Annotated in this window: 19 protein-coding genes and 2 pseudogenes; 14 read left to right on the top strand and 7 right to left on the bottom strand. The window is 70.4% G+C overall.

Annotation, left to right across the window (positions count from 1 at the left end):
* Positions 1–14: 14 nt before the first annotated feature.
* A complete protein-coding gene (locus E4J16_RS01010) occupies positions 15–860 on the bottom strand; it encodes a glycosyltransferase (RefSeq protein ID WP_240038203.1) in 846 nt (281 codons plus the stop codon).
* Positions 861–1475: 615 nt separating this feature from the next.
* Between E4J16_RS01010 and E4J16_RS01005 the strand changes: the two genes are divergently transcribed.
* The 6 genes from E4J16_RS01005 to E4J16_RS00980 all read left to right on the top strand — a co-directional run bounded on the left by E4J16_RS01005 (position 1476) and on the right by E4J16_RS00980 (position 7963).
* Positions 1476–2351, top strand: coding sequence for a sensor histidine kinase (locus E4J16_RS01005; protein ID WP_136312995.1), 876 nt, complete (start codon positions 1476–1478; stop codon positions 2349–2351).
* Positions 2348–3067, top strand: coding sequence for a response regulator transcription factor (locus tag E4J16_RS01000; RefSeq protein ID WP_136312994.1), 720 nt, complete (start codon positions 2348–2350; stop codon positions 3065–3067). Before E4J16_RS01005 ends, E4J16_RS01000 begins: the two co-directional genes overlap by 4 nt.
* Before the next feature lie 142 nt (positions 3068–3209).
* Positions 3210–4274, top strand: coding sequence for an ABC transporter substrate-binding protein (locus E4J16_RS00995; RefSeq protein ID WP_240038202.1), 1065 nt, complete (start codon positions 3210–3212; stop codon positions 4272–4274).
* A gap of 156 nt (positions 4275–4430) precedes the next feature.
* Positions 4431–6158 carry an ABC transporter permease gene (locus E4J16_RS00990; RefSeq protein WP_204519977.1) on the top strand — a complete coding sequence of 576 codons (1728 nt, stop codon included), beginning with the start codon at positions 4431–4433 and terminating at the stop codon, positions 6156–6158.
* Positions 6159–6258: 100 nt separating this feature from the next.
* Positions 6259–7428, top strand: coding sequence for an ABC transporter ATP-binding protein (locus E4J16_RS00985; protein WP_136312992.1), 1170 nt, complete (start codon positions 6259–6261; stop codon positions 7426–7428).
* Positions 7429–7492: 64 nt separating this feature from the next.
* Positions 7493–7963, top strand: a complete 471-nt coding sequence (locus tag E4J16_RS00980) for a hypothetical protein (RefSeq protein WP_136312991.1) — start codon at positions 7493–7495, stop codon at positions 7961–7963.
* Between the two features lie 3 nt (positions 7964–7966).
* On the opposite strand, the gene E4J16_RS00975 is transcribed toward E4J16_RS00980, so the two are convergent.
* On the bottom strand, positions 7967–9055 hold the full coding sequence (locus E4J16_RS00975) for a hypothetical protein (RefSeq protein WP_136312990.1): 1089 nt from the start codon (positions 9053–9055) through the stop codon (positions 7967–7969).
* Positions 9056–9089: 34 nt separating this feature from the next.
* Positions 9090–10064: a class 1b ribonucleoside-diphosphate reductase subunit beta gene (gene nrdF / locus E4J16_RS00970; RefSeq protein WP_136194080.1), complete on the bottom strand. Its 975-nt coding sequence runs from the start codon at positions 10062–10064 to the stop codon at positions 9090–9092.
* 193 nt (positions 10065–10257) lie between these two features.
* Here nrdF and E4J16_RS00965 point away from each other — a divergent pair, with 193 nt between their 5' ends.
* Both E4J16_RS00965 and E4J16_RS00960 read left to right on the top strand, forming a co-directional pair.
* Positions 10258–11889 (top strand): Na+/H+ antiporter NhaC family protein, encoded by a 1632-nt coding sequence (locus E4J16_RS00965; RefSeq protein ID WP_136312989.1) that lies wholly within the window; start codon positions 10258–10260, stop codon positions 11887–11889.
* A gap of 806 nt (positions 11890–12695) precedes the next feature.
* On the top strand, positions 12696–14447 hold the full coding sequence (locus tag E4J16_RS00960; protein ID WP_136312988.1) for a DUF885 domain-containing protein: 1752 nt from the start codon (positions 12696–12698) through the stop codon (positions 14445–14447).
* Positions 14448–14568: 121 nt separating this feature from the next.
* Here E4J16_RS00960 and E4J16_RS00955 read toward each other — a convergent pair.
* Positions 14569–15988 (bottom strand): annotated as a pseudogene (locus tag E4J16_RS00955) (amidohydrolase).
* Positions 15989–16062: 74 nt separating this feature from the next.
* Entirely contained in the window at positions 16063–17463 is a 1401-nt protein-coding gene (locus E4J16_RS00950) for an amidohydrolase family protein (protein ID WP_204519900.1), read from the bottom strand.
* A 314-nt stretch (positions 17464–17777) separates the two neighbouring features.
* Between E4J16_RS00950 and E4J16_RS00945 the strand changes: the two genes are divergently transcribed.
* Together E4J16_RS00945 and E4J16_RS16145 are read left to right on the top strand one after the other, a co-directional pair.
* Positions 17778–18734: a helix-turn-helix domain-containing protein gene (locus E4J16_RS00945; RefSeq protein ID WP_136194075.1), complete on the top strand. Its 957-nt coding sequence runs from the start codon at positions 17778–17780 to the stop codon at positions 18732–18734.
* A 76-nt stretch (positions 18735–18810) separates the two neighbouring features.
* Positions 18811–19320, top strand: a pseudogene (locus tag E4J16_RS16145) (Ig-like domain-containing protein); the annotation flags it as partial.
* 773 nt (positions 19321–20093) lie between these two features.
* On the opposite strand, the gene E4J16_RS16140 reads toward E4J16_RS16145, so the two are convergent.
* Complete coding sequence (locus tag E4J16_RS16140) at positions 20094–20513, bottom strand: hypothetical protein (protein ID WP_420809334.1); 420 nt, start codon at positions 20511–20513, stop codon at positions 20094–20096.
* Between the two features lie 459 nt (positions 20514–20972).
* Here E4J16_RS16140 and E4J16_RS00935 point away from each other — a divergent pair, with 459 nt between their 5' ends.
* Positions 20973–21758 (top strand): nucleoside/nucleotide kinase family protein, encoded by a 786-nt coding sequence (locus E4J16_RS00935; protein WP_136194074.1) that lies wholly within the window; start codon positions 20973–20975, stop codon positions 21756–21758.
* Between the two features lie 117 nt (positions 21759–21875).
* Positions 21876–22397 (top strand): TspO/MBR family protein, encoded by a 522-nt coding sequence (locus tag E4J16_RS00930; RefSeq protein ID WP_204519898.1) that lies wholly within the window; start codon positions 21876–21878, stop codon positions 22395–22397.
* A 4-nt stretch (positions 22398–22401) separates the two neighbouring features.
* Here the strand turns inward: E4J16_RS00930 and E4J16_RS00925 are convergent, their stop codons facing one another.
* Positions 22402–23697 (bottom strand): hemolysin family protein, encoded by a 1296-nt coding sequence (locus tag E4J16_RS00925; protein ID WP_136312986.1) that lies wholly within the window; start codon positions 23695–23697, stop codon positions 22402–22404.
* Between the two features lie 280 nt (positions 23698–23977).
* Between E4J16_RS00925 and E4J16_RS00920 the strand changes: the two genes are divergently transcribed.
* Positions 23978–24586, top strand: a complete 609-nt coding sequence (locus E4J16_RS00920) for a DUF1269 domain-containing protein (RefSeq protein WP_136194072.1) — start codon at positions 23978–23980, stop codon at positions 24584–24586.
* Positions 24587–24987: 401 nt separating this feature from the next.
* Complete coding sequence (locus tag E4J16_RS00915; protein ID WP_136312985.1) at positions 24988–26115, top strand: bile acid:sodium symporter family protein; 1128 nt, start codon at positions 24988–24990, stop codon at positions 26113–26115.
* The last annotated feature ends 160 nt before the right edge of the window (positions 26116–26275 follow it).

Here is a 26275-nt window from a genome sequence, read left to right as displayed (position 1 = left end):
GGTGAGGGGACGGCTCAGGCCACGTCCGCCGGGGGCCGGTCGTCCGCCCACGCGCGGTAGGCGCGGAAGGGCATCTGGTCGTGGACGGCGGCGTCGTCGAGCTTGTCCGCGGGCACGCGCACGCGGCGCAGGCGGCGGGAGGTCACGGCGCGCACAACGTCCTTGTACTGGGCGGCGCGGTGCAGGCGTCCGGCGCGATCGTTCAGGGAGACGCGGTGGGTGATGTCGCAGGGGACCTCGATCACCGTCATGCCGGCGACGAGCACGTCAATGCTCAGCCCGACCTCAACGCCCCACCCCTCGGCGAGCGGCGAGGCCGCCTCGTAGGCCGCGCGGGTGATGCAGCGCTGCCCCGACAGGGGCGCGACGGGGGCCCAGCCGGTCGCCCCGGCAATCGCGGCCCGGGCGGCGCGCACGACCCGCCCGCGACCGCCGGCTCCCGCCTGCTTGGGGGGGACGGCGATGGACATGTCGGCGACGCCGTCGACGATTGGGGGAACGAGCTCGGAGCAGGCGGCTGCGGAGTCACCCAGGTCCGCGTCGACGAACAGCAGCAGGCGAGCAGGTCCGTCCTCATAGTCCCGCATGGCGACGACGCTCGCACCGGTCTCCATGGCGGAGGCCTTGCCGCGGGAGACGGCGTGGCGGACGGTCACGGCGCCGGCGGCGCGGGCGTGCTCCTGGGTGGAGTCGGTGGAGCCGTCGTCGACGACGACCACCAGGTCGACTCGGGGAATGGCGCGGCAGGCGCGCACGGTGGCGGCGATGCGCTCGGCCTCATCCTTGGCCGGAATGACGACGGCCACCCGCTGGTCAGGGAGCTGGCCTGGGAGCGGCTCGGATGGCGGCGTCGTGCTCACGGCCCCAGGGTAGTCACATCGGATGCGGCTCGGCCTGGAAGACAGGCCCCCGGGGTTGCAGTCCAGTCTCGCCATGCGGACGTACTGCGGGCCGATCGGCCTACGCGAGCACCGCCCGGCGCGGCGCGCACTCAGCGGAGGGCACCATCCCTCCCCCCAGCCGGACAGAGTCGCACCTTTCCGCGAAACACCGCGACGAACTAGCATCGGCGCACGGTACGCCAGACGCAGCTCCAGTCATGCCCGAGCAAGTCAAACGTGCGTCAGAGGACCTCAGTCCCAATCTCGTCCATGTAACTGCGGCAGAAAACCTTTGCTTCCGCCGACGAAACAATTTGGTGATGTACGCCATAGGTCGGTGCGCCGGGAGATGGCATCGTCACTCTCAAGGGCGCGTCAATGGCGACGGGTCCCCATCGTCGGCCTCCCCCGCACCCGACCCCACCGGCGGGCCCCGGGGGCAGCCGTCGAGCCCCTTCCCCCGACATTCCCGATGACCCGCCCGAAGTGGCCCACAGGCCCCGCCGCGCCGCCGGGGCCGCACGGCGTCGCCACGCTACCGGTACCGCACGGCGTCGCCGGGCCGCAGCGCGGCGAGCGGGCATGATGGGATCCATGAGCGTCCTCCTCAACGTGACCATCGGCTGGGCCCTGGTCACCACCGCAGTCGTGGCCACCGTGCTGGCCGTGCACTGGCGGCGAGCGCTCACCCTCGCCCGCCGGGACAACGACCGCCTACGGGAGGAGGCCCAGCGGCGCAGCACCCCGCGCGACGTGCTCGCCCACGAGATCCGCACACCCCTGGCACTGATCAGCGCCTCCGCCGAGCTGCTGGACGAGGAGACGCCGGGCGACTTGAACGAGGTGCAGCGCCGCTTCGTGACCACGATCCTCGACAACGCCCGCGACGCCTCCCAGATGGCCGAGGACTTCCTCACCGAGGCGCGCCTGGACCACGAGGTCCGCGCCCTGCGCCGGGAACGGGTCGAGCTGCGAGCGCTCGTGCGCGACCTGATCCAGGAGATGCGCCGCTCCACCCGCACCACGATCCGCCTGGAGGATCACGGGCGCCCGGTGCGCGTCGCGGCCGACCGCGGACTGCTGCGCCAGGCCGTCGCCAACACGGTGACCAACGCGCTGCGCCACTGCGCCGGCGAGCCGGTGACCGTGCGCATCAGCGCCGACACCGACGACGCCCTCATCACCGTCATGGACGACGGCGCCGGCATGAACGTCCAGGAGCGCAGGCGCGCCTTCACCCCCTATGCGACCTCCAACCCCCTGACGGCGCCGTCGAGCCGCGGCGCCGGCCTGGGCATGATGGTCACGCAGCGGATCATGGAGGCGCACGGCGGCCGCGTCCTGATCGATACGATGGCCGCTCGGGGCACGACCGTCTACCTGACCCTGCCACTGCACCCCGCACCCGGCACCCCCACGCCCGGCACCGCCGCGCCGGACACGACGGCCACGAATGGAGCCTCAAGATGACCGGTCCCGTACCCGGCCCACGCACCCCGAAACTGGTGGCGCTCGTCGTCGACGACGAGCCGCAGATGCTCTACGTGGTCACCTTCGCGCTGGAGACGCAGGGCTTCGAGTGCCTGACTGCCCCCGACGCCGCGACCGCCTGGGAGCTGGCCTCCGCCCGCGACCTCGACCTGGTGGTCCTGGACGTCATGCTGCCGGGCGGCTCCGGCGTCGACCTTTGCCGGCGGTTGCGGGGAACCGGCAGTCAGGTCCCGATCATCCTGCTGACGGCCATGCGTGACGAGCCCGATCGCATCGCCGGCCTGGAGGCGGGCGCCGACGACTACGTCACCAAGCCATTCTCACCCCGCGAGCTGGCGCTGCGGGCCCGGGCCGTGACGCGCCGCTCCGGCTCGGGTCCGGACGCGATCACCAACGGCCCCCTGCGGGTGTCGACGGCGACCGGCCGGGTCTCCTGGTCCGGGCGCAACATTCCGCTGCCGGACACGGAGTCCCGGCTGCTGGCCGCCCTGGCGCGGCGGCGCGACACCGTCGTCACCTGGCAGGACCTGCTCAACGAGGTGTGGGGCACCAGCGACGACTCCGGGGGCCGGGAGATGGTGCGCACCACAGTCTACCGGCTGCGCCGGCACCTGCAGGCGCACGACGTGCCCGCCGACGTCGTCGTGGCGGTACGCGGGCGCGGCTACCGCATGCCGCCACTCGACCGGGAGTGAGCCGGCCGAAGCCACCAACGGACGAGAATGACACCGCTGTCACAGTTCGCGACCGTCATTCCATCGTCCCGGCAGGCCACACCATGCATCATGGTGGTGACTTGGCGCACAGCTGCGTCAACACTTCCCGAAAGGCATTCCCATGCGTACTTTCTCGCGGTACGGCACCGCGCTGCTGACGGCCGTCATGGCGGGCGGGCTCGCCCTGTCCGGCTGCGCCGGCTCCACCGACTCCGGCTCCTCCACCACCGGCTCAGACGAGGGCCCGATCACCATCGCCTGCGGGGCGATGGAGGACCTGTGCCAGGCCTGGACCGACAAGTTCACCGAGCAGACCGGCATCAAGGCCACCTACGTGCGCCTGTCCTCGGGTGAGACCGTCGCCCGCCTGGCCTCCGCCAAGGACAACCCCGAGTTCGACGTCTGGCACGGCGGCCCCGTGGACGGCTACGGCGAGGCCGTCAACCAGGGCCTGATCGAGGCCTACACCTCACCCGAGGCGGCCAAGATCCCCGACGAGTACAAGGACCCCGACGGCAACTGGACCGGCGTGTACATCGGCGCGCTCGGCTTCTGCTCCAACCAGTCCCAGTTGGACAAGCTGGGCATTGACGCCCCGGACTCCTGGGACGACCTGCTCGACCCGGCCCTGAAGGGCCAGGTCTCCATGGCCCACCCCTCCACCTCCGGCACGGCCTTCACCACCCTGTGGACGCAGGTCACGCGCCTGGGCGGCGAAGACGCCGGCATGGACTACATGAAGCAGCTGCACAACAACGTGCTGCAGTACTCCAAGTCCGGCACCGCCCCCGGCCAGATCGCCGGGCGCGGCGAGGCCGCCGTCGGCCTGGTCTTCTCCCACGACTGCGTGAAGTACCAGGAGGAGGGCATGACCGACCTGGTCGTCTCCTTCCCCGAGGAGGGCACCGGCTACGAGGTCGGCGGCGTCGCCCTGGTGGCCGGCTCCAGCCACAAGGCCGCCGCCCAGGCCTACATCGACTTCGCCATCTCCGCCGAGGGGCAGAACGTCGGCCAGACCGTGGGCTCCTACCAGGTCCTGACCAACCCCGACGCCGACACCAGCGACAAGATGGCGAACCTGGACGACATCAACCTGATCGACTACGACTTCGCCGCCGCGGCCGCCGCCAAGCCCGACCTGACCGCCCGCTTCGACGAGGAGATCGCCGCCGAGCCCAAGGAGTAGCCCGGCACCCGGTCGTCGGCCGGTGCGGGCACCAGCGTGGTAGCCCGCACCGGCCGGCACAACCTCAAAGCCACCCGCCTCAACCCGGGCGGGCGCAGTCGCCCGCTGCCCGCCACACCCAGCCGAGGACCACCCATGACCTCAAGCGCGACCCCCATGACCGCCGCACCCCTCACTCAGACACCTCCCGCCAAGCCCTCCGCCCGCGGCCGCACCCGCGTCAAGCAGGACCCGGTGACGACGACGATCCTCGCGCTCGTCCTCCTGATCCTCATCTTCCTGGTGCTACTGCCGCTGGGACGCGTGCTGGGTGAGGCCCTGTCCGCAGACGGGCTGGCCGTCCTCAGCAGGCTCGCCTCCTCCCGCACCAACCGCGCCACAGTGCTGAACACGCTCGTGCTGGGCACGGTCGTCGGCACCGTCGGCACCCTGGTGGGCTTCCTACTGGCCTACGTGCAGGTGCGGGTGGCGTTCCGCGGCAAGCGCCTGTTCCACCTGATCTGCCTGCTGCCGGTGGTCTCCCCGCCCTTCGCGGTGGCGACGGCGTCGATCACCCTGTTCGGGCGCAACGGCATCATCTCCACCCAACTACTGGGTCAGGAGTGGAACATCTACGGCCTGCCGGGGCTGACCCTGGTGCTGTCACTGTCATTCTTCCCGGTGGCCTACATGAACCTGGTGGGCATGCTGCGCAGCCTCGATCCGGCCATGGAGGAGGCGGCCGCATCCCTGGGCGCCTCCAAGTTCACGGTGTTCCGCACGGTGACGCTGCCAATGGTGGTGCCCGGCCTGGGCGCCTCCTTCCTGCTGCTGTTCACCGAGGCCATCGCCGACCTGGCCAACCCGCTGGTGATCGGCGGGGACTACACGGTGCTGGCCTCGCGCGCCTATATCGCCATCAACGGCGAGTACAACACCGCGGCGGGCGCCGCCTACTCCCTGGTGCTGCTGGTGCCCTCCCTGCTGGTGTTCCTGCTGCAGCGGTACTGGTCGGGCCGGTCCTCCACGGTGACGGTAACGGGCAAGCCGACCGGCTCCTTCGAGCTGCTGCGCGCCAACGTGGCCCGCATCCCGCTGCTGGTCGTCTCCGTGGCGGTGCTGGCGCTGGTGGTGACGGTGTACGCGGCCGTGGTGGTGGGTGCCTTCGTGGAGATCCTCGGCGTGAACAACTCCTTCACGCTGCGCCACTTCGAGTACCTGCTGTCCGGCATCGGCAACGAGTCGATGATCGACACCACGATCCTGGCGCTCATCGCCACCCCGATCGCGGGCATCCTGGGCATGCTCGTGGCCTGGCTGGTGGTGGTGCGGATGCGGCGCGGCGCCGCCCTGGTGGACTTCCTGGGCATGCTGGGGCTGGCCGTGCCGGGCACAGTGATCGGCATCGGCTACCTGGTGACCTTCAACCGTCCGGTGGCCCTGTTCGGCGTCAACATCATCGCCCCGCTCGCCGGCGGCAGCGCCATCGCGGGCGGCGCCATGGCCATCGTCATGGTGTACGTGGCGCGCTCCATGCCGGCCGGGCAGCGCTCCGGCATCGCCTCCCTGCAGCAGATCGACAAGGCCATCGACGAGGCCTCGACGTCACTGGGGGCCTCGGGAGCACAGACCTTCCTGCGGGTCACGCTGCCGCTGATCCGGCCCGCGTTCCTGACCGGCCTGGTCTACGCCTTCGCCCGCTCCATGACGACGCTGTCCCCGATCATCTTCATCACCACCCCCCACACCAAGATCATGACCTCCCAGATCCTGGCGGAGGTGGACGCCGGCCGCTTCGGCAACGCCTTCGCCTTCTGCACCATCCTGATCCTGATCGTCATGACCGTGATCGGCGGCCTGAACCTGCTCATACGCGGCACCGGCGCGGGACGCGAGCCGCGCTGAGCCGCACCCGCCGAGCCGCGCGGCGTCGTCGTCGGCCCCGAACTCACCCACCCAGCCAGAACGCCCCGGTCAGCGGGGCGAAAGCCAAGGAGACCCCCACATGACCACTTCCACCACCACCGCATCCACCGGACGCCCCGGCGCCGAGAAGGACGCCCCCACCGGCCACCTCGAGCTGCGCGACGTCGTCAAGGTGTTCTCGGGCCGCGGCAAGGACGTGTACGCCGTGCACGGGGTGAGCCTGGACGTCGCCCCCGGCGAGTTCATCACCTTCCTGGGGCCCTCCGGCTGCGGCAAGACCACCACGCTGCGCATGATCGCCGGCTTCGAGAACACCACCTCGGGGCAGGTGATCCTCGACGGGCAGAACATGGTGTCGCTGCCGCCCAACCGGCGCCCCATGTCCATGGTGTTCCAGTCCTACGCCCTGTTCCCGCACCTGTCCGTGCGCGACAACGTCGGCTACGGCCTGAAGCTGCGGCGCGTGCCCGCGGCGGAGATGCGCGAGCAGGTGGACGTGGCACTGACGTCCATGAACCTGACCTCGCTGGCGGATCGCGCCCCCAATGAGCTCTCCGGCGGCCAGCAGCAGCGGGTGGCGCTGGCGCGCGCCATGGTGGTGCAGCCCAAGGTGCTGCTGTTCGACGAGCCGCTGTCCAACCTGGATGCGAAGCTGCGCGTACGCATGCGCCTGGAGATCCGCCGCCTCCAGCAGCGCATGGGCATCACCTCGATCTACGTCACCCACGACCAGTCCGAGGCGATGACCATGTCCGACCGGATCGTGGTGATGAACGCGGGCCGGATCGAGCAGGTGGCCACGCCGGAGGAGATCTACCGGCGGCCCGCCTCCACCTTCGTGGCGGACTTCATCGGGCGGGCCAACTTCCTGCAGGCAACGGCGCAGGGCGTGTCTGCGGGCAAGTGCGGCGTGCAGGTGCTGGGCCGCGGTGTCGAGGCCTCCTGCCACTCCGACGTGCGCGACGGCGACGCCGTCACCGTGGTGGTGCGCCCGGAGTCGGTGCGCCTGGAGCCGGTCGGTGCGCAGGATGCGGCCGCCGGGGCGGGCGAGCTCGTGGGCGACATGGGCCGCGTGCTGTCGGCCGTGTTCTACGGCGACCACGTGGAGTACGAGGTGGAGACACAGGTGGGCACCATCGTCTGCCTGGAGTCCGACCCGGACGTCAGCGCCGTCCACGCCGAGGGCGACGCCGTGCGCGTCGGTTTCGCCCCCTCCCGCGCCTGGGTACTGCCCGACGCGGGCGAGTAGGGCGCGTCTCAGTCCCCCAGTTGACACACAACCGCCGTCCGTCACCGTCCCGTAACCTACAAGCGTGACAAATACAGCCAACAGTCAAGACCACGCCGGTCCCGTTTCCACCGGCTTCCTGTACGAGACCTTGCGCAGCGCACTGCTGTGGGCAGGCCTGGCCTGCATGGTCGGTTCAGCGCTCAGCCCGTGGTATCTGCGGATCCCCACCGGATATAGAAAGGGCGAGGTGGATACGTTAGGCCTGATAGGGATGCTCTTCGGCCCGGAAACCCTGGGACCGGCGCAATTGCATGCGGCCGTAGGGGTCGTTCTGGCCATCACGCTGTGGTTGTGCGCCCTGGGACGGGTGGGCGCTAACAGTGACCGGATAGATGCCGGGATGTCCCTATTGACCGCGCTGACAGCCCTCGCACTGATCGCGTCCCACGCGGCTCTCACCAATAGTGTCGGTGCCACACCCGGCGCGGGGTTACCGCTGATGCTCCTCTCGGTGGCTTTCAGCGGGACTTGCGCTGTGAAGCTGCGCCGCTAGCGCTCAGCCGCGCAGCTCCTGCGCGGCCGCATACAGGGCGTCCGGGTCGGCGAGCCCGTGCGGGTAGGGCGTGTCCGGGACGATGGCGCCGTCGGCGTCGAGGTCGAAGTACACGCAACTGCCGGTGGATTCCGGGTCGTCCGTCGTGTCGGCGAGCCACTTGGAAGCGCAGATGCCGACCACCTCAAGCCCGGGCGTTCCCTCCGCCGCGGCCAGCACCGCCGCCGCCTGCTCCTCAACCGTCGGCCCACCCGGTTGGTCCTCCAGCCGCCTTGCGGTCAGACTGACAACCGAATCGGCGGGCCGAACGCTTGCGGAATCGCCCTGGGAGTCCAGCCAGACCAGACCGTCGTCATTCTCCGGAAGTGCCTCCATGACGGGGCCCAGGACCTCTGTGGGCACGGTCTTGTCCGAGTCGGCCCGGACCTCCACCTGCCAGCCGCGCACACGTACATCATCTGTGGCCGTCGCCCTTGTCCCGGCGTCGGCGGGGGCGCGCGCAACCAGGCTCGTCGGGACCGCGTCGGCGTCGGCGCGGGTGATCCGCAGGGAGTCGGGGCCGGCGACGATCTCCTCCACGCCCGGGCCCGCCAAGTCGTAGGCGTACTCCAGCGGGGCGCAGTGGGGCGCCTCCCAGTCGCGTCCCACAGACGATCGCGGCCAGAACAACTGGTCCTCGTAGACGATGCTGGTTCCGCTCCTGGTCAGGCGCAGGCTGAGATCGCGGCGGATGTCGTCACCGGCCTCGGGATCGAATAGCCCGTTGAGCTGATCCGCCAGTTCACAGACCTCGGCGGCGGTAGCTTCGGGCCGGATCTCCGCTTCCACCACAAGGCGCTCCGGCAGTAGCTCGGGCCACTCCGGATAGAGCTGCGTCGTTGCCTCCAGCACGGTGTCCTGGCCGTCGGCCCAGGACTCCACCTGCCGGCTCAGCCGGCTCAGCGGCGAGTTATAGGAGATCACCGCCAGCGTCACCGCCGTCGCCACCACCAGGCAGCAGATGACGGCCACCCATCGGCGCCAGCCTCCCGGCAGGCGCCGCGCGCGCCCCTGTGGCCGGGAACCGGCGAAGGACGCGGCGGGTTCGCTCATCTCATCCACGCCTGGGGCGTCTCAATGGCCCCTGTTAGAAGTCCCAGTCCTCATCCTGCGTGGCCTCGGCGGTGCCGATGACGTAGGAGGAGCCGGAGCCGGAGAAGAAGTCGTGGTTCTCGTCCGCGTTGGGCGAGAGCGCGGCGAGGATCGCCGGGTTGACGTCGGTGGTGTCGGCCGGGAACAGCGCCTCGTAGCCGAGGTTCATCAGCGCCTTGTTGGCGTTGTACCGCAGGAACTTCTTCACGTCCTCGGTCAGGCCGAGTTCGTCGTAGAGGTCCTCGGTGTACTGCTCCTCGTTGTCGTACAGCTCCATGAGCAGCTCGAAGGTGTAGTCCTTCAGCTCGGCCTGGCGCTCCGGGGAGGCCTCGCGCACCGCCAGCTGGTACTTGTAGCCGATGTAGTAGCCGTGCACGGCCTCGTCGCGGATGATCAGGCGGATCAGGTCGGCGGTGTTGGTGAGCTTGGCGTGCGCCGACCAGTACATGGGGGCGTAGAAGCCGGAGTAGAACAGGAAGGACTCCAGCATGGTGGAGGCGACCTTGCGCTTCTCCGGGTCGTCGCCGCGGTAGTAGTCCAGGATGATGCGGGCCTTGCGCTGGAGGTTCTCGTTCTCCTCGCTCCAGCGGAAGGCCTCGTCGATCTCGGCGGTGGAGATCAGGGTGGAGAAGATCGAGGAGTAGGAGCGGGCGTGCACCGACTCCATGAAGGCGATGTTGGTCAGCACCGCCTCCTCGTGGGGGGTGCGGGCGTCCGGGATGAGGGAGACGGCGCCGACGGTGCCCTGGATGGTGTCCAGCAGGGTCAGCCCGGTGAACACGCGCGTGGTCATGTTCTGCTCGGCCTGGTTCAGGGTGGCCCAGGACTGGACGTCGTTGGACAGCGGCACCTTCTCCGGGAGCCAGAAGTTGCCGGTGAGCCGGTCCCAGACCTCCAGGTCCTTGTCGTCGACGAGCCGGTTCCAGTTGATGGCCTGGACGCGGTCGATGAGCTTGATGGGCTCAGGCATGGGGTCCTCCCGGGTGTGCTCAGTTGAGGCCACTCATGCTACCGACGACGGCGCCGCGCTCCCGGCCGCGCCGACGTGAGATGCCCCGCGGCCGGGGCCTGCTCATGGCGGGAATAGGCGCAAGGGCCCCACAGATGTGCACGGACGATGCCTTAGCCTGGTGCCTCCCGGCATGCAACGAACGGAACTGTTGATGATCGAGTCTTACCCGGTGTTGTCCCTCGTCCCGCCGCTCCTGGCGATTGCGCTGGTCATCGGCACGAAGAAGGTCATCTCCTCCCTGGCCGTGGGCATCCTGGCCGCTGCCGCACTGGTCGCCGACGGCGGCGTCGTCGGCACCGCCATCAAGGTGTGGGAGGCCTTCTTCCAGATCTTCTGGTCGGACGGGGCGGTCAACTCCTACTACGTCCTCATCCTGGCCTTCCTGCTGACCCTCGGCGTGATCACCTCCCTGGTGCTGATGTCCGGCGGCACCCAGGCCTTCGCCGAATGGGCGATGACACGGGTCCGCACCCGGCGCGGCGCCCAAATCCTCGCGGCGGCGCTGGGCACGGCGATCTTCGTCGACGACTACTTCAACGCCCTGGCCGTCGGGCAGGTGGCCCGCCCAGTCTCCGACCGGCAGCGGGTGTCGCGGGCGAAGCTCGCCTACCTGATCGACTCCTCCTCCGCCCCCGTCGCCGTGCTCGCCCCGTTCTCCAGCTGGGGTGCGTCGATCATCGGCATCATGGGGCCGATCGTGGCCGCCGTCGGCGTCAATGCATCCGACGCCGGTGCCTTCATGCGGTCCGCGGGGATGAACTACTACGCCATCGCCGCCCTGATCCTGCTGTGGGTAACCGTCTTCTTCGAGATCGACTTCGGCCCGATGCGGCGGGAGGAGGGCCGCGCCGTGGCCACGGGCGGCCTGTACGCGCCCGACGAGCAGATCCCGGGGCAGCTCACCGACTCGCTGCCGCGCCACGAGCCGGGGGCGATGCGCGCGCTCATCGTGCCCTTCGCCGTCCTGGTGGCCGGCGTCGTCGGCGGGATCCTGCTGACGGGGCATCACGCCTCCCGCTCATGGTCCCTCCTCGAGATGCTCGCCGAGACCGACGTCGCCCTCGCCCTCAACATCGGCGGCATGCTCGGGCTTGCGACCGCCGCCTTCTACTACTTCCACTTCACGCACGAAGACCCGGTCTTCGAGGCGAAGACCGCCGCCCGGGGCGTCGTCGAGGGCGCGCGCTCCATGCTTCCCGCCATCAGGATCCTCCTGTGCGCCTGGATGCTGGGGTCGCTGATCTCTGAGCTCGGCACGGGGGCGTACCTCGGCTCGCTGGTGGAGTCGACCGCGGTGTCGGCGCGGTGGCTCATCCCGATGCTGTTCGTCGTGGCAGGCGCCATGGCGTTCGCCACCGGCACGTCCTGGGGTTCCTTCGGGATCCTGCTGCCGATCGCCGGGGAGATCATGGGGGCGGTCGCGGGCGGCGGCGAGCTGCTGATTCCCGCGTTCGGTGCTGTCCTCGCAGGCGCCGTCTGGGGCGACCACTGCTCCCCGATCTCGGACACGACGATCCTGTCCAGCACCGGTGCGGGCTGCAACCACATCACGCACGTCAACACGCAACTGCCCTATGCGGGGGCCAGCGCGGCGGCGGCGCTGCTCGGATACGTGGCCTTCTCGGCGACGGGTTCCGGGGTACTTGGGGTCGTTGTCGCCGTCGCTGCGCTGGCGGGCTTCGCCGCCGTCGTCCGCGTGTGGCTGCCGTCCATCGGCCCGGCGGGCGACGCCTCGTCCGCGTCCGCCGACGCCTCCGACAGCCGCCAAGCGGCTCGGCGATGACCTGACCCCTGAGCCGACGACAACAGCCGATCGCTACACCCCAGATCGAGGGTCGTCGCGTTTGTGGGTGTGGTGGTGTGCGGGTGAGGTCCCGGTGGTGGTTGTGGGCATCCTTGCTGAAGCGCTCGGGTGCTCGTCTGACGGGACGTACCCTCGGGCCGACAATTCGTACCTTGATGCGACGGTACGTACCTTCTGGTCAACGATTCGTACTTTCTTGCAACGGCACGTACCTCTAAGTGCCGAACCGTCGCAAGAAGGTACGAATCGCCGGTGCAAAGGTACGAACCGTCAGCCGAGCACCGCCGACCCACGACGCTGTTCTGCCCCAAACCACCCCGCCACGGCCTACACCGCCGCACTGCACTGGCTTACGCACCAAGCCCATCCGGAGAACACGCCCAGCAGCTCATCCGGCCCGTGCCCGGCGTCGTGGGCCAGCCCCCGCAGACACACTCAGCACACCGGTCGCCCTGTGGCCAGCGCCGCGGGCTCGCGTCTAGCGGTGCCGTCGTCTGCCGTGCCACTTAACCGTCTGCTGAAGGCCTTCGAGGTATGCAGCAGACCCCTAACCGGCGGAGCCACCGGCGAAGTGGCGTATCAGACCCACCCCCAGGAGACCAGCGATGGCGGTGCACCTCCCAGCGGCCCCTGCACACGCGCCCTGAACGCTACAGGCCCAGGCATCCATCACAAGGCCCAGCCGCCGCACCCCACCAGACGGAGCCTCACCATCCGCGACGCCGCGGTTCCCCGCGAGTTCGTCGAGGCGCAGGCGCAACCTCCCTATGCCCTAATCTCAGCCCATGACCGAGACTCCCTCCGACATCCCCTCCGCGGCGCCCGCTGCGGTCCAACCCGTCGACCGTTCCGCCCGCCGCCCCACCGACGTCGATGCCGTCGCCGAGCGCTACGTGGAGAACCTGGCGGACCTGTCCCCCGAGTTCGCCGTGTCCGTGGGCCTGCCCGGCCGCCGCGGCGAGTTGGACGGCTACTCCCCCGAGGCGCTCGCTGCACTGACCGACCTGGACCGCCGCACGCTCGCCGAGCTGGAGCAGGTCGAACCGGTGGACGCGATCGACCGGGTCACCGTGGCCGCCATGCGCGAGCGGCTGGGCGTCGCCATAGAGGCCGCCGAGGCCGGAGAGGCGCTGCGCAGCCTGGACAACATCGCCTCCCCGATTCAGAACCTGCGGGACCTGTTCGACAACCTGCCCACCGCCACCGAGTCCGACTGGGCGGACTTCGCCGCCTGCCTGCGCGACGTGCCCCGCGCCCTGAAGGAGTACGCCGACTCGCTGCGCCTGGCCGCGAGCCGCGGCGACGTGGCCGCCCGCCGCCAGGTCGAGGCCTGCATCGGCCAGGCCCGCACCCAGGCGACGGAGTCCTCCAGCTCCTACACGGCGCTCATCGACGCCGCCACCACCGCCGACGGCGCTCCCCTGCCCGAGTCGCTGCGCGCGGACCTGCGCGACGCCTCGGCGCAGGCCCGCGGCGCCTACAGCCGCATCGCCGACTTCCTGGGCGAACAGATCGCGCCGCTCGCCGGCGAGGTGGACGGCGTGGGCCGCGAGCGCTACGCCCGCTTCAGTCGCGAGTTCCTGGGCGCCGTGGTCGACCTGGATGAGACCTACGAGTGGGGCCGCGAGCGCCTGGCCGCCATCGACGCCGAGCAGCAGGAGATCGCCGCGCACCTGTACGGCGCGGGCGTGGGCGTGCGCGAGGCGATGGACCGGCTCAAGGCGGACCCGGCGCGTACCATCCACGGCACCGCCGCCCTGCAGGCATGGATGCAGCGCACCGCGGATGATGCCATCGCAGCCCTGGACGGCACCCACTTCGACATCCCCGCCCCGCTGCGCACCCTGGAGTGCCGTATTGCGCCGTCGGCCACCGGCGGCATCTACTACACGGGTCCGAGCGACGACTTCACCCGGCCGGGCCGCATGTGGTGGTCGGTGCCGGAGGGTACCGACACCTTCGCCGCCTGGCAGGAGCGCACCACCGTCTTCCATGAGGGCGTGCCCGGCCACCACCTGCAGGTCGGTATGCAGACCTATGTGCGCGACGAGCTCAACGCCTGGCGGCGTCTGGCCTGCTGGGTCAGTGGTCACGGTGAGGGCTGGGCCCTGTACGCCGAGCAGCTGATGGCGGACCTCGGCTTCCAGGACGACCCGGGCGACCGCATGGGCGTGCTCGACTCCCAGCGGCTGCGGGCCGCCCGCGTGGTGCTGGACATCGGCGTGCACCTGGGTAAGCGGCGTCCGCCGGAGCTGGCGGAGCTGCCCGGCGTCGGCGACGGCGTCTGGGACGCCGACTCGGCCTGGGCCTTCCTGCGCCACAACGTGGCGATGACGGAGTCCTTCCTGCGCTTCGAGCTGGACCGCTACCTGGGCTGGCCGGGGCAGGCGCCCTCATACGCGGTCGGCCAGCGGCTGTGGGAGGCGGCCCGCGATGAGGCGCTGGGTCGAGGGGAGTCCCTGAAGGACTTCCACACCCGGGCGCTGCGGCTGGGCAGCGTGGGCCTGGACGTCATGCGCGAGGCACTGGCCGAGTAGGTCGACGCGCCGCGGTGGTCCGGGACCAGGGCGGCGCTGCACGCACCGCGGCGGATCGGCTGCGCACTACTGCGGCCGACCCCGCCAGGGGCGCGCCGCCACGGCGCTGCCTCGCTCCGGCTCACTCCTCCCAGAATCCGGCCACGTCCACGGGCCCGCCGGCGGCCTCGAAGTCGGCGCGCACGGCGTCGCGCAGGTCGGCGTCGTGCAGCCAGTCCAGGGCGACGGCGGCCAGCCCGTATGCGCCGTCGACGGCGGCGGCGTCACCGGTGGGCGAGCCGGCGGCCGCGGCCATCTCGCGGGTGTGCAGGGCGACGTCGTCGCGGTCGGTGACCCTGATGAGCGGGTGGATACCGGGCACGCGCAGTGACACGTTGCCGAAGTCGGTGCCCGCGGCGATCGTCTCCGGCACCACCCCGGCGGGCAGCGGGTCGCGGCCGCGCTCCCGCTGGGAACGCACCCAGGCCTGCAACAGCGGGCCATTGGAGCGCACCGGCATCTGATTGGTGTTGGCGTCGGTAATGATCTCCACCCCCGTGCCGGTCATTAGCGCCGCCCCGCGCAGCAGGTCCTCCACGCGCCCCACCAGGTCCTTGAGCGTCTCGGGGTACTTGGAACGGACCATGAGGTTGAGCTCCGCGCGCTCGGGGATCACGTTGGCGACCCGCCCACCGTCGTCGACGACGGCGTGGACCCGGTCCATGGGCAGTATCTGCTGGCGCAGCAGGCCCAGGCCGGTCAGTGCCAGAGTGGCGGCGTCCAGGGCGTTGCGGCCCATGAAGGGCTGGGAGGAGGCGTGGGAGGGGATGCCGGTGTACACGGCGCTCATGCGGCGCACGCCCAGCCAGGTCTGGTCGGCCAGGTCGTGGGCGTAGGCGTGGGTCTGGATGGCGGCGTCGACGCCGTCGAGCATGCCGCGCTGGGCGAGGATCTCCTTGGCGGTGTCGGACTCCTCGGCGGGGGTGGTCTGCAGGATGACGCGGCCGGGCAGGACGCCGGGGCGGCGGCGTTCGAGCCCGGCCAGGGCGAGGAAGGCGCCCACCGAGTTGGCGCACATGACGTTGTGCCCGCAGCCGTGGCCGACGCCGGGCAGGGCGTCGTACTCCGCGAGGATCGCCATGGTCGGGACGTGGGGGCTGGCGGGCGGCTGGGGCGCTCCGGCGTCTTGCCGCTCCCCGCGCTCTGCGGCGGCGTCGGCACCGATCTCCGCGCGCAGGGCGGTGTCCATGCCGTACACGCCCACGCTCGGGGTGACGTCATGGGCGCGCAGCAGTTCGGCGACGGCGGTGACGGCGTGGTGCTCGGCGTAGCCGACCTCCGGGTGGGCGTGCAGATCCTGGGACAGGGCCACGAGCTCCGGTGCGAGGGAGTCGACGACGGCGGCCAGCTCGCTGCGCAGGCCCGGGGCGGCGCCGGCATCCTCCGCGAGCGCGGGGGCGGGCCCGGCCGCGGCGGCGGGCGGCGGTCTCCTCGGCCATGCGGGACTGCACGGCGGAGCTGGGCGTGGTGGGCCGGCTGAGGTCGCGGACGGGGCGATTCATGGCACTGATTGTGCCGCGCGCACCGGCAGTCATCGAATCAGCACCCGTCCGGGCGGCACGGGCACGGACGCGCCTCACACCTCCGGGTGGCGGGCGCGCAGCACGTCCCGGTTCCGCCAGGCCCCGAGCACCGCGCCCGGCCCTGTGAAGGCGTCGAGGTCGGTGCGGTGTGCGAGCCCGGGTACGCGGTCGGGGATGAACTCGCGTCCCCGGCTGACCACCAGCCGCAGGTCGCGCAGCACGCCCAGGCCGGTGCGCGGGTCCCCGGCGACGGCGATCAGGTCGGCGTCGAAGTCGGGTGCGAGCACGCCGGTCACGCCCGCCAGGCCGATTCCGGCGGCGGCCCGCGAGGTGGCGGCGAGCAGCACCTCGGCCCGGGGCAGGCCGACTGCCTCCAGTGCCTCGAGGCCGCCGACGTAGCCGCGGTTCGGGACGCCGGGGATGCCGGCGTCGTGCCCGGCGACGATTCTCACGCCGTGCTCCCACAGCATGCGGGCGGGCGGGGCGAAGGCGTCGTCGCGGGCGATCATGCGGGGCAGCTCGGCGGTGACGGTGCAGTCCACGTAGACGCCGGCGGCGGCGATCTCGTCGGCCAGGCGCGGGTCGGGTTCGGAGCGGGCGGCGGGGCCGATGAAGGAGGCGTGCGCGAGGTAGTCGACGCCGGCGCGCACCGCCCGCTCAATGCCCTGGGTGCCGTGGGCGTGGGCTGCGGTCCACTTCCCCAGGCGGTGGGCGTCGGCGAACATGACGGTGAGTTCCTCCTGGCTGAACTGCGCCAGCCAGGGCACCGAGCCGGAGGTGGTGAAGCCGCCGGTGGCCATCGCCTTGATGGTGTCGACGCCCCGCTTGTGGTGGAGCCGCACCTGGTGGCGGATCTCATCCAGGCCGTCCGCCTCGCCGCCGGCGTGGTGGGCGTGGCCAGCGGTGACGGTGATCTGCGGCCCGGAGGCGGTGATGCGGGGGCCGCGCAGGTCACCGTTGTTGATGGCGTCGCGCAGGGCGACGTCCACGTAGTGGCGGGCGCCCAGGCTCTGCACGCTGGTGACGCCGAGGGACAGCAGCTCCCGGGCCGAGCGGGCGGCGTTCAACGTGAGCCGGGCGACGTCGTGCTCCCCGTAGTCGGGGTACTCCACGTCCGTGCCGGAGGTGGGCAGGTGTGCGTGGGTCTCGATGAGCCCGGGCATGAGGGTGGTGCCGGGCAGGTCGACGCGGTGCACCTGCGCGGGCGCAGTCCCGGCCGCCTCGGCCAGTTCGCCGAGCCTGGCGGTCAGCTCGGTGGTGGGGCCGACGCCGCGGATACGGGCGCCGTCAATGAAGACGGCGCCGCCGGCCGGGTCCTCCTCACCGATGGCCTCGAGGCTGCCGACGGCGTCGCCGCGGCGTCCGGTCAGTACGCGGTCGGCGGTCAGCAGCGCCGGGCCGGTGCCGGCGAGGCGCTCCCCGCCGTCGGTGGGTGGGGTGATCCAGTCCGTCATGGAGCCTCCTGAGTGCTTGGGTGAATGGGGAGAGACGCAGCAGCGCTTCAAGTCGCGGCGGGGGAGCGGCGTCGGCCCGCTATTGGGCAACCGTGAGGCCGCCAGCATTAATCCAACTCATGTGTGCCTCTCCAAAGCTTCGTTCGACGGCGCGCTCCACGACCCCCGGCGACGTTCCACGACCTTCGGGTACGTTCCACGACCACCCCGGGGTCGTGGAATGCAGCCCAAGTTCGTGCAAAGCCCGGCCCCGCCCCGATTCCATGAAGCTCGCTCCCAGCAACGCCCCCATATTCACCGCTAGCATCACGCATATGAGCGATTCGGAGGTCGGGGCGGCTCACCGCTTACTCGCCGGACTCGGCATCAGCGACGCCGCCGAGTCCCTGTACCTATCGCTGCTGGACGGCGAACTCCACGCCGCAGACGCCGAGGACCCCGCTCTCTCAGAGCTCATTGAAGCGGACCTGGCCGCCGTAGCCGACGGGGTGGTGAACCCGCGCTCAGCGGCCCGCGCATTACGCGACCTAGAGAAGCGGTATCGGGAGGACGCCCGCCGCGCCGAGACCGCCGCCCTGGAATTGGACCTGCTCGAGCAGGGCGGTCGGCATCCGGTGGAAACGACCCGGTCCCCGCAGCGGGCGATCGCCATGTTCAACCAGCTCTTTGCCACCGCCCGCGCCGAGTTCCGGGGGATGGATCGCGCGCCGTACCTGACCTCCTCAGGGAAGCAGGCGAGCATGCAGGCGGAGTCGCTGCGCCGCGGCGTGCGCCACCGCGCCCTGTACGAGATGGCCTCGCTGCACGAGCCGGCCTACTTCCGCGTGGTCGCCGAATCCATCCGTCAGGGCGAACAGGCCCGTTTCGTGGACCGGCTCCCCTTCCGCATGCTCCTCGCCGACGAGACGACGGCGCTCATCCTGCGCTCCGACGCCGACGACGGAGTCGTCGCCACCCGCATCACTGACACCGAGGTGGTGGCGACCTTCGGCGCACTGTTCGAACAGTTGTGGCGCACGGCCGTACCGATGCCGCGGGCACTGTCCGCCGAGGAGGCGCTGCCGCACAACCGGGAGCTGGTGTGGGCGCTCGCCTCCGGTATGACCGATGAGGCTATTGCACGGCAGACCGGCATGAGCCTGCGGACGGTAGCCCGACGAATCGCCGAACTAAACCGTCTGCTGGGTGCACAGAGCCGTTTCCAGTTGGGGATGCAGGCGGTTCGACTGGGTTGGCTGCCACAGGCGGACGACGCGTCCGACGTGCCGTAAACCGCGTGACGCGCGTATGCCATGGCAGGCTTTCGCCACTCGATGCTGGCAAGCTCGTGACTAATCCCGTGCTTCGATGGGTGCCGCACTCAGTGACAGATCCCCCGATTCATCGAAGGGAAACACAATGAAGGCGTTACGCTCACTCGCCTGCGCCGCAGCTCTCGTGCTAGCTCTTGCCGCTCCAAGTGCTGCGTCCGCTGCGGCCGACAACACGGTCGGCGACGCTGCGGAAACCGACACGGTCGCAGCCACTTGCGCCGGTTCCGTCACCTCCGTCGCCTGGCGGGAAGGCACCCACGTATCCAATGGCACCTATGTCTCCGACGCCTCCGGCCTGGTGCGCGCCAACCTGACCTGGACTGCGCCCGCCACCGCAAGCTCCGGGGACAGCTTCACGCTGACCCTGCCGGCAGAGCTGGAGAACCGCGGCCCGAGTTCTTTTGATCTGACGGCACCGGACGGCGGCGTCGTCGGACGCGCCACGTGGTCCGGCAAGACGCTCAACTTCGTCCTGTCCGAGTATGCCGACACCTACGGCGACATCACCGGCTCGGCCTGGGTGACCCTGGGTTGGGACCGCTCCGCAGTCGATGAGGCGGGCGGAGACTACACCCTGACCTTCACCTCCTGCGGCCAGAGCTTCCAGCTTCCTGGTACCTACGTGGGCCCGGGCCCTTCCGGTGTCGACCAGTCCAGCGGCAAGACCGGTGTGTACGACGCCGACATCAGCAGCTCTCGCTGGAGCATTTACGTCGGCACCACCGCGCAGGACGTTTACGAACCGCTGGTCGTTGAGGACGTCGGCGGTGAAGGGCTCACCATGACCTGCGAGGGCGCGAAGATCTACGACCGCACCCCCTACCCGCACACCGAGGTGGTTTACGACCACGAGATCGACTCCACCCGCTGGTCCTGCGCACAGACCACCGGCGGCGGCGTGCGCATCGTCTTCAGCCCCATGGCCGACGGGCGCTACCAGCCCGCTCACGAATCTCTCCAGATCGACCTGCGCGCCGACGTCGGCCCGGAGGTCGCCGACCTGGATGAGCTGGTCAACACCGCCACGATCTCGGTGGCCGAGGACGGCGAGCCGGCCACGGTGGTCGGGCGCGTCGAGCTGCCCAACAGCGGCGGGACCGGATCCGGCCACCGGGCGTCCTTCACGATCGAGAAGGTCACGACCGGAACCGCGGCGCCAGCCGACGCCTCCTACCAGTTCTCCTACAAGTGCCTGTCCGCCGACTTCATTGACCTGCCGGCGATTCAGGCGGGGCAGACCACGACGCCGGTGACAACCAAGTCCTCCGCCACCTGCCAGATCATCGAGAAGGATCTGCCCGAGGACGTAAGCGTCTCCTACGAGGTGGAGGGGGCGACGGCGACGCCGGTCGAGAACGGGGTGTCGCTGACATTCCCCATCGATGCGGCCGCGACGGTGAAGATCGTGGCGACCAACGCCTTCCCGGATGAACCGGTCGTCGTACCGACCACCGAACCCACCGTAGAACCCACGGTCGAACCGACCGTCGAGCCTTCGGAGGAGCCCACCGTGGAACCCACCACCGAGCCGACAGTCGAACCCACCGTCGAACCGACCGTCGAACCTTCGGAGGAGCCGACCGTCGAACCGACCACCGAGCCCACGGTCGAACCCACCGTCGAACCGACCGTCGAACCTTCGGAGGAGCCGACCGTCGAACCGACCACCGAGCCCACGGTCGAACCCACCGTCGAACCGACCGTCGAACCTTCGGAGGAGCCGACCGTGGAACCCACCACCGAGCCCACGGTCGAACCGACCACCGAGCCAACCGTGGAACCCACCGTCGAGCCCAGCGCCGGAACCACGCCCGGAGTGACACCGTCCTCACCCGGCAAGCCGTCCAGCCCCGCCACGAAGTCGACCTCGCGCGCGAAGCTTGCTAAGACCGGCGCAGGAGCCACGTCGCTTGCGACGGTCGCCGCGGTTCTCCTGTTCGCTGGAATCTCAGCCACGGTTGCGCGCAGGCGGGCCTGACCCGACAATCACATCCACGCAATCGACCTCGGCAGTCCTACACGGGACTGCCTGATGGCGGGCTCGGCTCCGTTCGAAGCCGAGCCCGCCACACACATATGCGCTTGAGCGACTTCTGCGCACCTGGACCAACCGGTACCTGCCTCATCTGCGTGAAAGTGCTCAGGCGGAACGCCTACACCGCGGCGTCCTGCGCCCTCGTATCCGATAATCGCTCCATGCCCACCTCGCCGATCATGCACACCGGCCCCGCCGAGCAACTGCTCACCGGCCTGGTGGAACGCCTGGCCACTCGCCTACGCGGCACCACGACCCGCACCGGCGACGGGCGCCTCGTCGTCGGGCTGACCGGGGCACCCGGGGCCGGCAAGTCCACACTCGCAGCGGACCTGGAAGAACGTCTGCGGCAGCGCCAGTTGCTCGCCGGTGTCGTTCCCATGGACGGATTCCACATGTCCAACGCGGTGCTGGACGCGCTGGGTCGCCACGGCCGCAAGGGCGCCCCGGACACCTTCGACGTCGCCGGCTACCTGTCCGCGCTCGACCGGGTGCGCGCCCCCGACTGCCCGGACGTCCTGACACCGGTGTACCGGCGCGACCTGCACGAACCGGTGGCGGCCGGCGCGCTGGTGAGCGGGCCCGGCGTCGTGGTCACCGAGGGCAACTACCTGGCCCTGAACCGCGGCGACTGGGCCGGCGCCCGTGAGCGGATTGATCTGCTGATCTTCCTAGACGTGCCCGAGGCGGAGCTGATCTCCCGCCTGGTGTCCCGGCACCAGGACTTCGGCCGCAGCGCCGCCGACGCCGGCCACTGGGTACGCACCGTGGACTTACCCAACGCCCGCATGGTGGCAGCCTGCGCGCACCGCTGCAATGAGATCTGGCAGCTCCGGCCCGTGGGCCAGGCCGACTTCCGGGCCGGCTCCGTCGGCCGCTCGGGCCAATGCCGCATCGCCACGGCCCCTGCCCCGCCAGCCATTCCCCAGGCGTCCCCACGGAGATAATCGGGACCTTCGCGCGCATTTGTGCGGTTGCGCCGAGGCCGACCCCAATTGGAATCCATAGCCTCATTGCGGCAGTACTCGAAAAGCGAGCACGCGAGCACGATGGAGGGCCGCCCAATGGCACATCTGAAGCTGAAGGCGCTACTGACCACCTCCGCCCTGGTGGCGGCGACCGCAGCGGTCGGCACAGCCGCCTCGGAGCCCAGGAGCGAGTACTACGCCAGCCTCAAGAAACCCGACTGGAATCCGCCCAATGAGGCATTCCCGATCGCCTGGTCCACGCTGTACACGGATATTGCGCTGACCACCGGACTCACCCTGGCCGACCTGTGGGAGGCCGGCGAGATTATGGGCAGCAACAAGGAGGCCAGGCGGTTCCTGACCGCAACCGTCGCGAACCTGGCGCTCAACGGCGGCTGGAGCTGGGTCTTCTTCCAGGCCAAGCAGCCGGCCGCGGCCGCCGTCTGGGCCGGAGCCCTTGCCGCCAGCTCGGCCGACCTGACCCGCCGCGTATTCAAAGTCAGTAGGGCACGCGGCGTGGCCCTGGCGCCCTATGCGGCCTGGACCGCCTTTGCCGCCGCACTGTCGTGCGCAGTGTGGCGTCTGAACGAGCGCCCGACCGGTCAGCACGCGTCTTGACGTCTCACCCCTGGATGGGGGCCGCCGGCGGGTCGGGGAGGGTCACCTGCACCCGGCCCACCCTGCGGCCGTCCATGGCGACGACGTTCAGCCGCAGGCCACCACAGGAGACGACGTCGCCCGCCCGCGGCACACGGCCCAGCTCGGCCATGATGAAGCCGCCGACGGTGTCGAAGGGGCCGTCGGGCAGCGCCCGCCCCAGCTCCCGGGCCACCTCGGCGCGCCCGGCCAGGCCGTCGATGACGACGGCGTCGCCGCGGCGCTCGACGGCGGGCTCCTCCCGGTCGTACTCGTCGGCGATCGGCCCGGTGAACTCCTCAACGACGTCCTCCAGGGTGACGATCCCGTCCGTACCGCCGTACTCATCCACCACCAGCGCAATGTGAGCGTGGGCGGTACGCATCTGCGTCAGGGCGGACACCACGGGCACGGTCGCCGGAAGCAGCAGGATGTTGCGGGCCAGTTCGCCCACGGTCAGCGAGTCATCGGCGGGCGTGATCAGGTCCCGCAGGTGCACATAGCCGACGACGTCGTCGTCATCCCGGCCCCGGCGCACCGGGTAGCGGGAGTGCTCCAGGCCGGCGAGTGCCGCGCGGGCCTCGGCCACGGACAGGTCCGCGCAGGCGAACTCGACCTCGGTGCGCGGCGTCATCACCTCCGCCACGGTGCGCTCCCCCACCGACAACAGGTCCACGACCATTCGCCGCTCCTCCACGCCCAGGCCCTCCTGAGCCAGAATCAGGGTGCGCAGCTCCCCCGGGCCCACGGACTCGGACCGAATCGTCGGGTCGCGACCGAGCATTCGCAGCAAGCCGTTGGTGGACACGCCCAGCAGCCAGATGACCGGCCGCAGTGCCGCAGTGATGGCGGCGAGCGGACGGGCGGCCAGGAGCGCCACGGTCCGGGCGGACTGCATGGCGATGCGCTTGGGCACCAACTCCCCCACCACCACCGACAGGTAGGAGATCACCAGGGTGACGCCGATGAGGGCTGTCACCGAGGCCGCGGCCTCCCCGAGCCCAGCTGCGGCCAGGGCGGGTGCCAGCTCCGGGGCGATCTGGGCGGCCCCGAATGACGCGGAGAAGAAGCCGGCAATTGTGACGCCCACCTGGACGGCCGACAGGAACTGGTTGGAGTCCGCGGTCAGCCGCTTGATCACCTCTCCGGCACCGCCGCGGCGCGCGAGCTCGTCAACCTGGGTGGGGCGCAGGGACACCAGCGCCATCTCGGCGGCGGAGAAGCATGCTCCCACCAGTATGAAGGCCAATACCAGCAGGCTGTTGCGTAGCAGTGGATCCACAACGGCATGGTCGTCGGCGGTTCTTTCTGCTACCTGATCGACTTCTCATGGAATACCGGATCCCGGACGCCTCAGCGGCCACGGCCATCCAGTCCCTGATTGCATTCTTCGAGCAGTCGGAGAGGACCCTCGGACTATCCCGAACTATTACCATGAATACCGCAGCAGATCCCTGGAGGCGGCTCCGATTCCGGCGCGTTCTCGCAAGCCCGGTTGTTTACTTTCCTCGTCATCGATCCGTCAGCGGATCCTCATCCTCTACCAGGCAGGAGTCAGCATCATGACCGCGCACAATTTCGTCGTCATCACCTTCGCGGAGTCCAGTAAGGCCTATGAGGCCCTCAGCGACATTCGGCAGGCGGCACAGGCGGACAGGATCTCGGTCCCGGCCGCCATCATCGCCGAGCGGGAACCGGACGGCCACTTGCACCTGGCCGAGGGTGCGGACTACCGCATCGGGGACGGCGCCTTCTCCGGCGGGTTGATCGGGATGGTCGTCGGCATCCTGGGCGGGCCGCTGGGGATGCTGCTCGGCTGGGGTGCGGGCGCCCTGGCCGGCGGCTTCGTGGACGTCGAGCGGGTGAACCGGGCGGAGACCGCCATCGGGGAGTTCAGTTCGCGCCTGCCCGCGGGGACGACGGCGATCTTCGCCGAGGCCCGCGAGTATGCGGAGGAGGTGCTGGACGGGCTGGTCGCCCCGTTGGACGGCGTCGTGGTGCGGCGTCCCGCCGACGAGGTGCTGGCCGAGCTGGAGGCCGCACAGGAAGCCGCCGAGGCCGCCCACCGCGAGGCCACCCGGGTCATGCGCGAGGAGCGCCGTAAGGAGCGCAAGGAGGCCCGGGAGGAGCGCATCGCCCGACTCAAGGAGCGCTTCCACCGCGAGGGCTGAGACCCGGTCGACGGCCGCACCGCCGGGGGCGGAGCTGCCGCGCGGCCGGGCAGCAGACAGCCCAGAATCCGGGCGGCTGACCGCCCCAGCCGCCAAGCGGCCGAGCCGCCGCGCGGCCGGGCGGCCCGGCCGCCGCGGGCTCATGCCGCCCACCATCAACGGCGAACGCGCCCCTGCCCTACCCTCCGAAGGGCAGGGGCGCGAGTCCGCGCGCCTCCGGCTCGACGCGGCGTCCAGGCCGCTGCCAGGAGCGCAGCGGCACAAGGCGGCACAATGGCCGACGCCGATACCGGGCCACCGCGCGGGGCACGTCCACCGGTTGGACTGCGGCGTCGTCGGGGCGCGGCGGAGCCTACCGTGAAGGCGGATACCCACTCCGCATCTCGTCCTCCGAGGATCCCATGACTCCCCCTGCCAATGACGCCGGCACGCGGCCCGCGCCGCCCGCCACCAACCAGCTCGCCCCCCGCCGTGGAGGCGAGAGCGACCCCGACCGCGCAGGTGCCGAGCACACCGAGGCCCGACGCGCCGCCGTCGCCGATGCGCGCCAGGAGCGCAGCGCCCGGATTGCGGTCGCCGTCTTCCCCCTGATTATGTTCGCGGCCTTCCTAGCAGCGTTCTTCCTCCCCGACACCTTCGTGCCGCTCTCCAACTACATGACGCCACTGCTGGCAGTGACCATGCTGGGCATGGGCATGACCCTATCGGTACCGGACTTCACCATGATCGCCCGGCACCCGGTGCCGGTGGTGCTCGGCGTGCTCTCACAGTTCTCGGTCATGCCACTGGTGGGATGGACCGTGGCGCACCTGGTCCCGCTGCCGGATGAGCTCAAGGTGGGCATCATCCTCATCGGCTGCGTGCCGGGCGGCACGACGTCGAATGTGTGCAGTTTCCTGGCCAAGGGCAACACTGCGTTAAGCGTGTCCATGACCGCACTGTCCACCATGCTCTCCCCCGTCGTCACCCCGCTGCTCACCCTGTGGCTGGCGGGTACTTACATGGAGGTACCCGCGGGGTCGATGGCGCTGTCCATTGTGCAGATCGTGCTGCTGCCGGTGGGGGCCGGACTGCTGCTGAACATGTTCGCGCACCGGCAGGTCGCGCGGGTCCAGCCGATCATGCCGTGGGTGTCAGTGATCGCCATCGCCGGGGTGGTGGCCGCGGTGGTCTCCCGCAGCCAGGCGCTGATCGCCACTGCCGGGCTGCTGATGTTCGTTGCGATCGCCATCGAGAACGCCATCGGCTATGGCCTGGGCTACGCGGTGGCACGGCTCATCGGGGTTTCTCGTCGTGACCGACGCACCATCTCCATCGAGACCGGCCTGCAGAACGCAGGGCTCGGCTCCACGCTCGCCGCCACCTACCTCAGCGCCGCGGTGGCGGCGCCGTGCGCCGTGGCGACCTTCTGGCACACGATCACCGGTTCGGTGCTCGCCATGTACTGGCGCCTGCGCGGCTTCCCCGAAGGGGAGGACCCACTGGCGACGGTCCGCCAGCTGCGTGAAAGAGCCGCCGTCAGCGACTAGGACCTGTTGTGTAAGTGTTCGGGTGGAGGTGCGCGGTTGGGTGGCGGCGTGTGGCTGTTGAGCCTGCCCGTTGGACCCCTCTGCCCCCGTTGGACCCCTCTGCCCCCGTTGGACCCCTCTGCCCCCGTTGGACCCCTCTGCCCCCGTTGGACCCCTGTTC

The organism is Actinomyces procaprae, from assembly GCF_004798665.1.
Taxonomy (GTDB): Bacteria; Actinomycetota; Actinomycetes; order Actinomycetales; family Actinomycetaceae; genus Actinomyces; species Actinomyces procaprae.
Note: the sequence above shows the minus strand (reverse complement) of the source record. Positions and strands in the feature narration are given on the sequence as shown.

What these genes read in the sequence shown, in the direction of transcription:
- E4J16_RS01005 (WP_136312995.1), top strand. Translation starts at nt 1,476, where the DNA reads ATGAGCGTCCTCCTCAACGTGACCATCGGCTGGGCCCTGGTCACCACC.
- E4J16_RS01000 (WP_136312994.1), top strand. Translation starts at nt 2,348, where the DNA reads ATGACCGGTCCCGTACCCGGCCCACGCACCCCGAAACTGGTGGCGCTC.
- E4J16_RS00995 (WP_240038202.1), top strand. Translation starts at nt 3,210, where the DNA reads ATGCGTACTTTCTCGCGGTACGGCACCGCGCTGCTGACGGCCGTCATG.
- E4J16_RS00990 (WP_204519977.1), top strand. Translation starts at nt 4,431, where the DNA reads ATGACCGCCGCACCCCTCACTCAGACACCTCCCGCCAAGCCCTCCGCC.
- E4J16_RS00985 (WP_136312992.1), top strand. Translation starts at nt 6,259, where the DNA reads ATGACCACTTCCACCACCACCGCATCCACCGGACGCCCCGGCGCCGAG.
- E4J16_RS00975 (WP_136312990.1), bottom strand. Translation starts at nt 9,055, where the DNA reads ATGAGCGAACCCGCCGCGTCCTTCGCCGGTTCCCGGCCACAGGGGCGC.
- nrdF (WP_136194080.1), bottom strand. Translation starts at nt 10,064, where the DNA reads ATGCCTGAGCCCATCAAGCTCATCGACCGCGTCCAGGCCATCAACTGG.
- E4J16_RS00965 (WP_136312989.1), top strand. Translation starts at nt 10,258, where the DNA reads ATGATCGAGTCTTACCCGGTGTTGTCCCTCGTCCCGCCGCTCCTGGCG.
- E4J16_RS00960 (WP_136312988.1), top strand. Translation starts at nt 12,696, where the DNA reads ATGACCGAGACTCCCTCCGACATCCCCTCCGCGGCGCCCGCTGCGGTC.
- E4J16_RS00950 (WP_204519900.1), bottom strand. Translation starts at nt 17,463, where the DNA reads ATGACGGACTGGATCACCCCACCCACCGACGGCGGGGAGCGCCTCGCC.
- E4J16_RS00945 (WP_136194075.1), top strand. Translation starts at nt 17,778, where the DNA reads ATGAGCGATTCGGAGGTCGGGGCGGCTCACCGCTTACTCGCCGGACTC.
- E4J16_RS00935 (WP_136194074.1), top strand. Translation starts at nt 20,973, where the DNA reads ATGCCCACCTCGCCGATCATGCACACCGGCCCCGCCGAGCAACTGCTC.
- E4J16_RS00930 (WP_204519898.1), top strand. Translation starts at nt 21,876, where the DNA reads ATGGCACATCTGAAGCTGAAGGCGCTACTGACCACCTCCGCCCTGGTG.
- E4J16_RS00920 (WP_136194072.1), top strand. Translation starts at nt 23,978, where the DNA reads ATGACCGCGCACAATTTCGTCGTCATCACCTTCGCGGAGTCCAGTAAG.
- E4J16_RS00915 (WP_136312985.1), top strand. Translation starts at nt 24,988, where the DNA reads ATGACTCCCCCTGCCAATGACGCCGGCACGCGGCCCGCGCCGCCCGCC.